The sequence below is a fragment of the Rhizobium sp. BR 249 genome (genome assembly GCF_047445895.1).
GTDB lineage: Bacteria > Pseudomonadota > Alphaproteobacteria > Rhizobiales > Rhizobiaceae > Rhizobium.
In genome coordinates this window covers 55,530-67,950 of the sequence record NZ_JARWKX010000001.1, presented here as the reverse complement: position 1 = coordinate 67,950, position 12,421 = coordinate 55,530, and the positions used below count along the sequence as shown (strand labels likewise).

The window sequence follows — 12,421 nt, the reverse complement described above, 5'->3', positions numbered from 1 at the left end:
AGAATGAGCACATCCGTCATACTTTTGTGCCTTGTGGTGATCGGTGCCGCCGCCTATCTGGTCGCGCGCAGCCGTGCCACGGCGCTTGCCGGAGGCAGGTCCTCCGCATTGCATTCACGGCCGGCCTATTACGGCGCCTATGCCGCGATCTGGGCCGTTCTTCCCGCCCTCATCGTTCTCTGCGTCTGGCTCTCCGTCAGCCCCGGCATCATCCAGTCCTCGGTTCGCGGCGCTTTCCCTGATGACGTCAAGGCGCAAGCCTCGGTCGAACAGGATCTGAGCTATTCGATGGTGGCGACGGTCGCACGCGGCTTGACGATGCTGACCTCCGATGAAGTCGCGGCAACCGCCAGCGATCCGGCCGCCCTGCAGGCCAAGCTCAGCGAAAAGGGCGTGCCGCTCGCCGGTCAGCCGCAGCCTTACATGGTCGAAGCCGCCAAGACGCTCAATTCCATGAGCGCGACGAGCCGCATCGCCATGACCGCGGTGGTCTTCGTTCTCGCCGTTGCCGGCGCATTTTACGCTCTCCGCGCCATCGCGCCCCGCTTCCGCGCCCGCAACCGGGTCGAGCGCGTCATGCTGTGGGGCCTGTTGCTCGCCTCCTCGATCGCCATCCTGACGACGATCGGCATCGTATTGTCCATGCTCTCCGAAGCAGCGCGCTTCTTTGCGGTCATTCCCGCCGGCGAATTCTTCTTCGGCACCGTCTGGGATCCGCGCTTTGCCGGCGCCGGCAGCTCGTCCTTCGGCCAGTTCGGCCTCATCCCGCTGCTGCTCGGCACGCTCTATATCGGCCTGGTGGCCATGCTCGTCGCCGTGCCGGTCGGCCTTTTCGCCGCCATCTACATGGCCGAATACGCCTCGCCGAAGCTGCGCGGGGTCGCCAAGCCGCTTCTCGAAGTGCTCGCCGGCATTCCGACGATCGTCTACGGTTTCTTCGCGCTCGTCACTGTCGGCCCATTCCTGCGCGATTTCTCCGCGCAGATCAGCGGCCTGCTCTCCGGCAACTACACCAACTTCATCCAGGCGCAGAGCGTTCTGACGGCCGGCATCGTCATGGGCATCATGCTGATCCCCTACGTGTCCTCGCTGTCGGACGACATCATCACCGCCGTGCCGCGGGCGCTGCGTGACGGTTCGCTCGGTCTTGGTGCCACACGCTCCGAAACCATCAAGAAGGTGGTGCTGCCGGCTGCTCTTCCCGGCATCGTCGGCGCGCTGCTGATGACCGCCTCGCGCGCCATCGGCGAAACCATGATCGTCGTCTTGGCCGCCGGTGTCGCCGCCCGCATCCAGATCAATCCCTTCGAGCCGATGACGACCGTGACCGTCAAGATCGTCAATCAGCTGACTGGCGACCTCGAGTTCACCTCGCCGCAGACACTGGTTGCCTTCGCCCTCGGCATCACGCTGTTCTGCATCACGCTTTGCCTCAACATCTATGCGCTCTACATCGTGCGCAAATACCGGGAGCAGTACGAATGACGAATATTGTTTCTCCCGTCGCAGGAACCGTCTCCAGGGCGCCTGCCCGCCGCGATATCGGCATCAAGCGCCGCTACGCCGCCGAGCGCCGGTTCCAGGCCTATGGCATCGCCGCCATTGCTTTCGGCCTGATCTTCCTCTTCATCCTGCTCTGGACGGTGATCGGCAAAGGCTACACTGCCTTCCAGCAGACGGCGATCACCCTGCCGATCGAATTCGCCGAGAAGACGATCGACCCGAACAACAAGCGCGCGACCGACCCGTCGGTGCTGGTCGCCGCCAACTATCCGGTTCTCCTGCGCGACGCGATCGTCAAGCAGCTGAACATCAACGCATCGAGCCGCCCCGACGTGCGCGATGCAACGGCCATGCTCTCCAAGGGCGCGCCGATCCAGCTGCGCGACATGGTCGTCGCCGATCCGTCGATCATCGGCAAAACGGTCAATGTCACCGTGCTCGCCGACGCCAATGTCGACAGCGCCAACAAGGGCCAGATCGATCTTTCGGTCGACGAGAAGAACCGCAAGGTCAACGACAAGCAGGTCGGCTGGATGAACGAGCTGAAGGCGAGCGGGGCTCTGTCCAAGCAGTTCAACACCGGCCTCTTCGTCAACGGCAATTCCAGCCGTCCGGAGGCCGCAGGCCTTGGCGTCGCCCTCATCGGCTCGCTCTACCTGATGCTGATCGTCCTGGTGCTCTCCCTGCCGATCGGCGTTGCCGCCTCGATCTATCTCGAGGAGTTCGCGCCGAAGAACAAGCTGACGGACCTGATCGAGGTCAACATCAACAACCTCGCCGCCGTTCCCTCGATCGTCTACGGTCTGCTCGGTCTTTCCGTCTTCATCAACTTCATCGGCCTGCCGCGCTCGGCCTCTCTGGTCGGCGGCCTGGTTCTGACGCTGATGACCCTGCCGACGATCATCATCGCGACGCGCGCAGCACTCCGCGCCGTGCCGCCGTCGATCCGCGCCGCAGCCCTCGGCCTCGGCGCTTCGAAGATGCAGATGGTGTTCCACCATGTCCTGCCGCTTGCCATGCCCGGCATCCTCACCGGCACGATCATCGGCCTGGCGCACGCGCTCGGCGAAACCGCGCCGCTGCTGCTCATCGGCATGGTCGCCTTCGTCGCCAATGCGCCTGCCACACCGCTCGATCCCTCGACGGCCCTGCCCGTGCAGGTCTATATGTGGGCGAACGAGGCGGAACGCGCCTTCGTGGAGCGTACTTCGGGTGCCATCATCGTCCTGCTCCTGTTCCTGATCGTCATGAACATGGGCGCCATCCTCTTGCGTCGTCGCTTCGAGCGCCGCTGGTAAACGGAGTTAAACATCATGAACATGTTGACGGAAGCTGCAGTTGAAAAGGCGCTGGATCAGAAGATGAGCAACGTCCCGTATAAGATGATCGGACAGGATGTCTCGGTTTACTACGGCGAGAAGCGTGCGCTTTTCGATGTGAACCTGAACATTCGCGAAAACACCGTAACAGCCCTGATCGGCCCCTCCGGCTGTGGCAAGTCGACCTTCCTGCGGAGCCTCAACCGCATGAACGATACGATCGACGGCTGCCGCGTCACCGGCAAGATCACGCTCGACAGCGACGATATCTATGATCCCGATATCGACGTCGTCGAACTTCGCGCCCGCGTCGGCATGGTTTTCCAGAAGCCGAACCCGTTCCCGAAGTCGATCTATGAAAACGTCTCCTACGGCCCGCGCATCCACGGTCTTGCCAAGTCGAAGGCCGATCTCGACCAGATCGTCGAAACCAGCCTGCAGCGCGCCGGCCTCTGGAACGAGGTCAAGGACCGCGTGCATGAATCCGGCACCGGCCTTTCCGGCGGTCAGCAGCAGCGTCTTTGCATCGCCCGCGCCGTCGCCGTCAGCCCCGAAGTCATCCTGATGGACGAGCCCTGCTCGGCGCTCGACCCGATCGCCACCGCCAAGGTCGAGGAGTTGATCCACGAGCTGCGCGAGAACTACACGATCGTCATCGTCACCCACTCCATGCAGCAGGCCGCTCGCGTTTCGCAGCGCACCGCCATGTTCCACCTCGGCAACCTCGTCGAGGAGAACGATACCGACAAGATGTTCACCAATCCGGACGATCCGCGCACCCAGGACTACATCATGGGCCGTTTCGGCTGATTCTGGCGACATCGCGTCTTCCCGTTATTCGAGGATAAAGCCCATGGCATCGACACATATTTTTTCTGCCTATGATGATGATCTGAAGTTCCTGTCCAGGCGGATTTCCGAAATGGGCGGGCTGGCCGAGCAGATGGTCAGCGAATCCGTTCGCGCACTGGTCAACGGCGATACCGCGCTCGCGCAGAAGGTCATCTCGGACGACGTGATCCTCGATCACATGGAACGCGAGATCGGTGACAAGGCGATCGTCACCATCGCCCGCCGCCAGCCGATGGCCTCGGACCTGCGCGAGATCATGGGTTCGATCCGGATCGCCGGCGATCTCGAACGCGTCGGCGACCTCGGCAAGAACACCGCCAAGCGCGTCATCGCCGTCCAGGCGACGGGCGTTCCCCGCAAGCTCGCCCGCGGCCTCGAGCATCTGTCGGAACTCGCGCTCGTCCAGCTCAAGGAAGTGCTCGACGTCTACACGACGCGCGCTGCCGACAAGGCGAAGTCGATCCGCGAACGCGACAACGAGATCGACGCCATGTACACCTCGCTGTTCCGCGAACTCCTGACTTACATGATGGAAGACCCGCGCAACATCACCAGCTGCACGCATCTTCTCTTCTGCGCCAAGAACATCGAGCGTATCGGCGACCATGCCACGAACATCGCCGAGACGATCTACTACATGGCGACAGGCGCACAGCCGGAAGGCGACCGTCCGAAGGACGACAGCGCCAACACCGTCGGCGCGGTGACGGAATAACCGTCCCGGACCGCCATTTGCGCGCCCGCAGGGGCGCGCAAAGAGGTCGCAGCCACATCTGAATTTGCGCAGGATCCTGCTTAAATCGCCCCCGGTTTAAGGATCGTGCGCGAGGAGACCGAGACGCATGATCCCGAGAGTTGCAGTTGTTGAAGATGAAGAAGCCCTCAGTGTGCTTCTTCGTTATAACCTCGAAGCGGAAGGTTTCGAGGTCGATACCATCCTTCGCGGCGACGAGGCCGAAATCAGGCTTCAGGAGCGCACGCCCGATCTTCTCATCCTCGACTGGATGCTGCCCGGCGTCTCCGGCATCGAGCTTTGCCGGCGCCTGCGCATGCGCCCGGAAACCGAGCGCCTGCCGATCATCATGCTGACGGCGCGCGGCGAAGAGAGCGAGCGCGTCCGCGGGCTCTCGACAGGCGCCGACGATTACGTCGTCAAGCCCTTCTCGACCCCCGAGCTCGTCGCCCGCGTCAAGGCGATGCTGCGCCGCGCCCGCCCGGAGGTTCTGTCCACGGTGCTGAAATGCGGCGATATCGAGCTTGATCGCGAAACCCATCGCGTCCATCGCAAGAGCCGCGAAGTCCGCCTCGGCCCCACCGAATTCCGCCTGCTGGAATTCCTGATGTCGTCGCCGGGCCGGGTCTTCTCCCGCTCGCAGCTTCTCGACGGCGTCTGGGGCCACGATATCTACGTCGACGAGCGCACCGTCGACGTCCATGTCGGCCGCCTGCGCAAGGCGCTGAATTTCTCCAACATGCAGGACGTCATCCGCACCGTCCGCGGCGCGGGTTATTCGATGGAAGCCTGAGCCCCGTAAGCGGGGTAAGGGGATTTCCCGGCAACAAACCGGATGCCCAAGCGCCTCAATCCGATGAATAAAAAAACGGGCCGTTCGGCCCGTTTCTCATATCTAGCAATGCCAGTCTGCTCAGCTGACCCGTGCGGTCGCCCTGCGGCGCTCGTTGATCGGCTGATAGGCGAGCTTCTGGTGATAGCTGCAATAGGGCGAATTGTCGGGGGATTCGCAGCCGCAGAAGTGGAAGTCTTCCTTCAGCGGGTCGCCGACCGGCCATTTGCAGGTGCGTTCGGTCAGTTCCGTCAGGCCGAGGCGGCGGGAAATCGGCACCACCACGTTGCCCTTCGGCACGTATTCCATTTCCTCGACCGCTTCGATCTCGATCTCTTCCTTCAGCATCGTCGCGCCCTGCTGGCGGGTGACGGTGCGGGTGGTGATCCGCGAGGCGTAGTTCGGGGCGCGCGGCGCCGACGTATTGCGCTTCGGCGTACGCGCCGCGGTGGCCGTGCCGCCCGCTTTGGCGCGGCCCGGAAGGCTCAGCCGATGCACCTTGCCGATGACGGCATTTCTGCTGACCCCGCCAAGCTGCGCCGCGATCTGGCTGGCGCTCAGTCCTTCGGACCATAGCTTCTTGAGTTTCTCGACCCGCTCGTCTGTCCAGTTCATGCCCTGTCTCCACCTTTTGCGTTGGTGATGGCAGAATCCCTCACCGTTGTCCCGGAAGCCTCCGAAACAAGAAACGCCTGATCAATTTTGGTGACTAGTTCCGCCGCATGCAGTCTAGTAATTGAACTTTAACCTAGTGTGAGGCTGACTCCCTGACAAGAGTCGCGGGAATCCGGATGAATCGAATTCGGAGTTTTCCCCAACTTGCTTCCCCCGCGTGTCATTTCTGCAATAATGCCTGTTGAAGGTCGAAAATGCCGCTGTACAAGCTTGCTGCATGCGCTAAGGCCGCAGTTTTGTTGACATTGCAGCGCGAAAAGGAAATAGTACCGCTCGCCGCCGAAAGGCGGCATTTTTGATTTTTCGGGCCTGGTTTTCTTAGCCGGAGTCCGAGGCTCTGTAATTGTGAACGGGAGACCCGCGCCATGGCTGAAGCCGCGCCGCTTTATGACACCTATTCTCGTGCCCCGCTGCGGTTCGAGCGAGGCGAGGGCGTGTGGCTGATCACCGAAAGCGGCGAGCGTTATCTCGATTTCGGCGCCGGCGTCGCCGTCACCTCCGTCGGCCACGGCAATCCCCATGTTGTGGGCGCGCTGAAGGAGCAGGCCGACAAAGTCTGGCACCTCTCCAACATCTATGAAATTCCGGGCCAGGAACGCCTGGCAAAACGCCTGACTGACGTAACCTTCGCGGAGAAGGTGTTCTTCACCAATTCAGGCGCGGAGGCGCTCGAATGCGCCATCAAGACGGCGCGCCGCTACCAGTTTTCCAAGGGTCATCCCGAGCGCTTCCATATCATCACCTTCGAAGGCGCCTTCCACGGCCGCACGATCGCGACGATCGCCGCCGGCGGCCAGGAGAAATATCTCGAAGGCTTCGGCCCCAAGGCGCCCGGTTTCGATCAGGTGGCTTTCGGCGATATCGAGGCGGTCCGCGCCGCCATCACCGATGCGACGGCCGCAATCCTCATCGAGCCGGTACAGGGCGAGGGCGGTGTGCGTCCGGCCACTCCTGAGTTCATGAAGGCGCTTCGCCAGATCTGCGATGAAAACGGCCTGCTGCTGATCCTCGACGAGGTCCAGACCGGCGTCGGCCGCACCGGCAGGCTCTTCGCCCATGAATGGTCCGGCGTGACGCCCGATATCATGGCCGTTGCCAAGGGCATCGGCGGCGGCTTCCCGCTCGGCGCCTGCCTTGCCACCGCCGAAGCCGCTTCCGGCATGAAGGCCGGTACGCACGGTTCGACCTATGGCGGCAACCCGCTTGCCATGGCCGTCGGCAGCGCCGTGCTCGACGTCATTCTCGCCGATGGCTTCCTCCAGCAGGTGCGCGACGTGGCGCTCGTCTTCCGCCAGGGGCTGGCTTCCCTCAAGGATCGTTATCCCGATGTGATCGAGGATATCAGAGGTGAGGGGCTTTTGCTCGGCATCAAGGCTGCCGTTCCCTCCGCCGAACTGCTGCAGGCGATCCGGGAAGCGCATCTGCTTGGCGTCCCCGCCGGCGACAACGTCATCCGCCTTATTCCTCCTCTCGTCGTCACCGCCGAGGAGGCCCGCGAGGGCCTTGCACGCATCGAGCGCGCCGCCGAAAGCGTTCGCGCTTCCAAGGTGAAGAAGACGGCTTGAAGGGATTGCCGCCTCCGGGCGCACGACAGGTAAGAACACGATATGGCTCCTAAACATTTCCTCGATCTTTCGGCGGTCACTACAGCCGATCTCAGAACCATCATGAACGATGCGCTCGCCCGCAAGCAGGCCTTCAAGGCCGGCAAGGGCGACAAGCCGCTCGCCGGCAAGATGCTGGCGATGATCTTTGAAAAGCCGTCGACCCGCACCCGCGTCTCCTTCGATGTCGGCATGCGCCAGCTCGGCGGCGAGACGCTGTTCCTCTCCGGCACCGAAATGCAGCTCGGCCGCGCCGAGACGATCGGCGATACCGCCAAGGTGCTGTCGCGTTATGTCGATGCGATCATGATCCGCACCACCGAGCATTCGCGCCTGCTGGAGCTTGCCGAACATGCGACCGTGCCTGTCATCAATGCGCTGACGGACGACACCCATCCCTGCCAGATCATGGCCGATATCATGACCTTTGAAGAGCACCGCGGGCCGATCAAGGGCAAGACCATCGCCTGGACCGGCGACGGCAACAATGTGCTGCATTCGCTGGTCGAAGGGGCCGCGCGTTTCGGCTATCGCATGAACATGGCCGTACCCCTTGGTTCGGAGCCCAAGGATCACTATCTGAACTGGGCCCGCAATGAGGGCGCCGAAATCATGCTCTGCCATGATGCCGACCGTGCGGTCGCCGGCGTCGATTGCGTGGTGACCGATACCTGGGTCTCCATGAATCAGGAACATCGGGCCCGGGGTCACAATGTCTTCCAGCCTTATCAGGTCAATGCGGCCTTGATGGCGAAGGCCGGCAATGATGCATTGTTCATGCATTGCCTGCCCGCCCATCGCGGCGAGGAAGTGACGGATGACGTGATCGACGGCCCGCAATCCGTGGTCTTCGATGAGGCGGAAAACCGTCTTCATGCACAGAAATCGATTCTTGCTTGGTGCCTGGGCGCGATCTGAACCATAATCGGATGTCGTGAGTCAAAAGCTCGCGACCGCGCGAGCGCCGGGCACTCTGGCCGTCGCTCTGAAAATAAGGAGTGAAAGCCATGGCAGAAGCTGCAGCCGTTCTTGGCCAGTTTGATTTCGCCGGCGATGATCATGTCGTCCCCTTCCAGGTCGAGGGTCTGGATGTGCGCGGCCGCGCCGTCCAGCTCGGCCCGATGCTCGATGCCATCCTCGAGCGCCATCATTATCCCGCACCCGTCGCCCGGCTGCTGGCTGAAGTCGTCGTGCTGACGGTGCTGCTCGGCACCTCGCTGAAATTCGAGGGCAAATTCACGGTGCAGACCAAGGGCGATGGCCCGGTCGATCTTCTCGTCGCCGATTTCTCGACGCCGGAAAATGTCCGCGCTTATGCCCGCTTCGATCAGGCCCTGCTCAACAAGGCGATTGCCGCGGGCGAAACCGAGCCGGAGCAGTTGCTCGGCAAGGGCGTGCTCGCTTTCACCATCGACCAGGGCAAATTCGGCCAGCCCTACCAGGGCATCGTCGCGCTCGACGGTACCTCGCTCGAGGATATCGCCGGCGTCTATTTTCGCCAGTCGGAGCAGATCCCGACGCGCGTGCGCCTTGCGGCGGCCGAGCTTTTCGATCGTGACGATGCCGGCAAGCCGCGCCATCGCTGGCGGGCAGGGGGGCTTGTCGCCCAATTCCTGCCGGAGGCCCCGGAACGCATGCGCCAGCCGGATCTCCACGGCGGCGACGGCGATCCCGGCGACCGTCCGCACGGCGAGGATGACGCCTGGGCCGAAGCCCGCTCGCTGGTCGAGACGATCGACGCCGATGAACTCACCGATCCCCAGGTCGGGACCGAGCGGCTCTTGTTCCGCCTGTTCCACGAGCGCGGCGTGCGTGTCTACGAACCCCGCGCCGTCTTCGACCGCTGCAGCTGTTCGCGCGAAAAGATCGGCGGCGTGCTGAAGGGCTTTTCGGCCGAGGAGATCGAGGCAAGCCAGGAAAACGGCGAAATCGCGGTAACCTGCGAATTCTGCTCGACCACCTATCGCTACCCTGTGGATGAGGTTGCGCCGCAGCTCGGTTAACATTGTTAAGTTGAGACGCAGAATGTGTAATAGAAGAAAGTAGCGACGATACTGCACGGTGATTCGATTTTTAGTAGTCACCGTGCGCCTATATTTCAGGTGCTGGCCTATGAAAGCGGGATGGGCATATATGAAGTTTTTATGTTTCGCACTCGTATTGGTGGCTGCGATACCGCAAATAAGCTTAGCCGATGATGACATATTTCAATGGAAGAAAGTAGGTGGCTGGAGCGTGGCCGTTGATAGGACGGTGGGCAACGGTTGCTTTGTTGTGACTAGCTTTGAGGATGGTACGGTCTTTCGCCTTGGCTTTAGTTTTACTAAGAAGGAAAATCCTTTTTACATCTTAATTGGAAATGCAAACTGGAAGTCCCTGGAGAGCGGCAAGCAATATCCTGTTGAATTTTCTTTGGATCGGTCCGAATGGACGGCTGATGCGACCGCCGTAGAGTATAAAGACTTTAAGGGGTTGTGGATCGATTTTGACGATGTCGGCTTGGTCGATGAATTCGCTCGTAAATTGAATTTTCGCGCTACTTTTAACGGTAAAGAGATCGCTGCTTTTAGGCTGAAGAATTCTGTCGCAGCTGCGGACGAGATGCTCGCCTGCCAAAAGGCGGTAAACGCTACAATTGCTAAACGGCCAGAGCCGCCAAAATCAAAAGATCCGTTTGAAGGAAAGCCAGATACTAAAGCGAAGTCGGATCCCTTTGAGCTTTAGAAATTGCTGATGGGTGATGACTTCCGGAACCCCACACGCCCCGACAGGATGCGCCAAGAATGCTATATTACTTTGGCTATGGCTCAGTTGAGGACGCGTAACAGCCCCGGCGAATCCAGCGAGAAGGCGGGTATGTCGACATCGAACACCTCGCCTTCATCCGTTTCCATCTGATAATGGCCGAACATCAGGCCTGAGGGCGTGTCGAGCGGGCAGCCGGAGGAATATTCGTAGGTGTCGCCGGGGCTGAGCCGCGGCTGCTCGCCGACGACCCCGGGACCGGTCACTTCGTCCACCTGGCCGTTCTGATCGGTGATGTTCCAGTAGCGGTTGACCAGGCGAACGGCGACGCCGGAATTGTTGCTGATGACAATCCGGTAACCCCAGACATAGCGATCGTCTTCCGGATCGGATTGCTCCTCCAGATAGAACGGTTCGACCACGACTTCGATATCTCTTGTGAGGGCGCGATACATGCCTTGCACCATAGTCAAGATATGTTACCCGTATCTTATAAGAGGCCCCTTCCGTCAAGAAACGGAACGTTGATCAGCGATGAAACAGCTATGATCGAATGGTTTTCGATCGTTAAGCCTAACTGTCGGTGTTAATTTTACTTCGCAACGTCACCGAGGGCGAACTTGTTCCCCGGCGTTGCGGCCGAACCTGGGTGAGGCCCGGCCGCGATGTCGTCGGTTAGAGCATGTCGCGCAAAAGTGTGGGGCGGTTTTGCGATAACGACATGCTTAAAAACAAAGACCGAAAGCGCAAGGAGCGAATCTGAAAGATCGCGACGCGCTTTAGCCCGAGACCTTAGAAAGCGCCCGCGCGAAATCCTCGATCAGATCGTCGGTATCCTCAATGCCGGCCGAAAGGCGGACCGTGCCCGGAGAAATGCCGAGTTCGGCACGCGCTTCCTCCGTCAGATTCTTGTGCGTCGTCGTTGCCGGATGCGTGATCAGGCTCTTGCTGTCGCCGAGATTGTTGGAGATCTTGACGATCTCAAGCGCGTTCTGCAGCGCGAAGGCCGCTTCCTTGCCGCCTTTCAGCTCGAAGCAGACGAGCGTCGAGCCGCCTGTCATCTGCTTGGCGATGATATCGGCCTGCGGATGGTCCTTGCGGCCGGGATAGATCACCTTGGCGACCTTGCCCTGCTCCGCCAGGAAGTCGGCGATCTTCGCCGCATTCTGGGTCTGCTGCTTCACGCGCAGCGGCAGCGTCTCGATGCCCTTCAGCAGTGTCCAGGCATTGAACGGCGACATGGCCGGGCCGGTATGGCGGAAATAGTCGTGCAGGTTCTCGTCGATCCATTCTTTGTCCGACAGCACGACGCCGCCGAGGCACCGGCCCTGGCCGTCGATATGTTTCGTGGCGGAATAGACGACGATATGGGCGCCGAGTTCCAACGGCTTCTGGAAGAGCGGCGTCGCGAAGACATTGTCGACGACGACCTTGGCGCCGACCTGGTTGGCGAGCTTGGCGACGCCGGCGATATCGACCACCTCGAGGGTCGGGTTGGTCGGGCTTTCCAGGAAGAACACCTTGGTCTTCGCAGTGATCGCCTTTTCCCAATTTTCGAGATAACGGCCGTCGACCAGCGTGCACTCGATGCCGTATTTCGGCGCCAGCGTCTCGACCACCCAGCGGCAGGAACCGAAGAGGGCGCGCGCGGCGACGATATGATCGCCAGCCTTCAGCTGGCAGAGGATGGCGGCGGTGACGGCGGCCATGCCGGAGGCGGTGGCGCGGGCGTCTTCGGCGCCTTCCAGCGCGCACATGCGCTTTTCGAACATGTCGTTGGTGGGGCTGCCGTAGCGGGCGTAGATGAAACCGTCCGTCTCGCCCTTGAAGCGGGCTTCGGCCGCTTCCGACGTGTCATAGACGAAACCCTGCGTGAGATAGATTGCCTCGGAGGTCTCGCCATATTGCGAACGCAACGTTCCGCCGTGAACGAGTTGGGTTGCCGGGCGCCAGGTCTTGCTCATGCTATCACCTTCACATAACAAAAAAACCGGCCGCAAAAGCAGACCGGTTTCACACCCGGTCTTTTTAGCCACTTGTTTAACGTGGCTGCAAGCCGACCGGCCAAATCACCACGGGATAATTCTGCAATACTGCTGTTAGCTGCTTGCGTCAATTCCCCGAGTTTGGTTTTGTCGGCGCAAAAGATGGATGGGGC

The 12,421-nt window shown here is 61.1% G+C and carries 12 protein-coding genes and 1 riboswitch; of the genes, 9 read left to right on the top strand and 3 right to left on the bottom strand.

All coding sequences use genetic code 11. The annotated features are described in order from the left end of the window. Positions 1 to 3: 3 nt before the first annotated feature. The 5 genes from pstC to phoB all read left to right on the top strand — a co-directional run bounded on the left by pstC (position 4) and on the right by phoB (position 5,200). Positions 4 to 1,485 carry a phosphate ABC transporter permease subunit PstC gene (pstC, locus tag QD408_RS00315; protein ID WP_088680329.1) on the top strand — a complete coding sequence of 494 codons (1,482 nt, stop codon included), beginning with the start codon at positions 4 to 6 and terminating at the stop codon, positions 1,483 to 1,485. Then, positions 1,482 to 2,801 (top strand): phosphate ABC transporter permease PstA, encoded by a 1,320-nt coding sequence (gene pstA, locus QD408_RS00310; RefSeq protein WP_414137968.1) that lies wholly within the window; start codon positions 1,482 to 1,484, stop codon positions 2,799 to 2,801. Before pstC ends, pstA begins: the two co-directional genes overlap by 4 nt. Positions 2,802 to 2,816: 15 nt before the next feature. Then, a complete protein-coding gene (gene pstB / locus QD408_RS00305; protein WP_088676713.1) occupies positions 2,817 to 3,632 on the top strand; it encodes a phosphate ABC transporter ATP-binding protein PstB in 816 nt (271 codons plus the stop codon). A gap of 43 nt (positions 3,633 to 3,675) precedes the next feature. Next, positions 3,676 to 4,389 (top strand): phosphate signaling complex protein PhoU, encoded by a 714-nt coding sequence (gene phoU / locus QD408_RS00300; RefSeq protein ID WP_088680331.1) that lies wholly within the window; start codon positions 3,676 to 3,678, stop codon positions 4,387 to 4,389. Positions 4,390 to 4,516: 127 nt separating this feature from the next. Next, positions 4,517 to 5,200 carry a phosphate regulon transcriptional regulator PhoB gene (phoB, locus tag QD408_RS00295; protein ID WP_003570612.1) on the top strand — a complete coding sequence of 228 codons (684 nt, stop codon included), beginning with the start codon at positions 4,517 to 4,519 and terminating at the stop codon, positions 5,198 to 5,200. 120 nt (positions 5,201 to 5,320) lie between these two features. Here phoB and QD408_RS00290 read toward each other — a convergent pair whose 3' ends face one another. Next, the gene (locus tag QD408_RS00290; RefSeq protein WP_088680332.1) at positions 5,321 to 5,854 is read right to left on the bottom strand and encodes a GcrA family cell cycle regulator; all 534 of its coding nucleotides are present in this window, start codon (positions 5,852 to 5,854) and stop codon (positions 5,321 to 5,323) included. Between the two features lie 425 nt (positions 5,855 to 6,279). Between QD408_RS00290 and QD408_RS00285 the strand changes: the two genes are divergently transcribed. The 4 genes from QD408_RS00285 (at position 6,280) to QD408_RS00270 (ending at position 10,242) form a co-directional block, all read left to right on the top strand. Continuing rightward, on the top strand, positions 6,280 to 7,479 hold the full coding sequence (locus QD408_RS00285; protein WP_088680333.1) for an aspartate aminotransferase family protein: 1,200 nt from the start codon (positions 6,280 to 6,282) through the stop codon (positions 7,477 to 7,479). Between the two features lie 42 nt (positions 7,480 to 7,521). After that, on the top strand, positions 7,522 to 8,436 hold the full coding sequence (argF, locus tag QD408_RS00280; protein ID WP_088680334.1) for an ornithine carbamoyltransferase: 915 nt from the start codon (positions 7,522 to 7,524) through the stop codon (positions 8,434 to 8,436). Positions 8,437 to 8,525: 89 nt separating this feature from the next. Beyond that, the gene (locus QD408_RS00275; RefSeq protein WP_088680335.1) at positions 8,526 to 9,521 is read left to right on the top strand and encodes an Hsp33 family molecular chaperone; all 996 of its coding nucleotides are present in this window, start codon (positions 8,526 to 8,528) and stop codon (positions 9,519 to 9,521) included. A 109-nt stretch (positions 9,522 to 9,630) separates the two neighbouring features. Then, positions 9,631 to 10,242: a hypothetical protein gene (locus QD408_RS00270; RefSeq protein WP_414137967.1), complete on the top strand. Its 612-nt coding sequence runs from the start codon at positions 9,631 to 9,633 to the stop codon at positions 10,240 to 10,242. 83 nt (positions 10,243 to 10,325) lie between these two features. Here QD408_RS00270 and apaG read toward each other — a convergent pair whose 3' ends face one another. After that, a complete protein-coding gene (gene apaG, locus QD408_RS00265; RefSeq protein ID WP_088680337.1) occupies positions 10,326 to 10,718 on the bottom strand; it encodes a Co2+/Mg2+ efflux protein ApaG in 393 nt (130 codons plus the stop codon). 324 nt (positions 10,719 to 11,042) lie between these two features. Further along, the gene (locus tag QD408_RS00260; protein ID WP_088680338.1) at positions 11,043 to 12,227 is read right to left on the bottom strand and encodes an O-succinylhomoserine sulfhydrylase; all 1,185 of its coding nucleotides are present in this window, start codon (positions 12,225 to 12,227) and stop codon (positions 11,043 to 11,045) included. 43 nt (positions 12,228 to 12,270) lie between these two features. Continuing rightward, positions 12,271 to 12,349, bottom strand: a riboswitch (SAM riboswitch). Between the last annotated feature and the right edge of the window lie 72 nt (positions 12,350 to 12,421).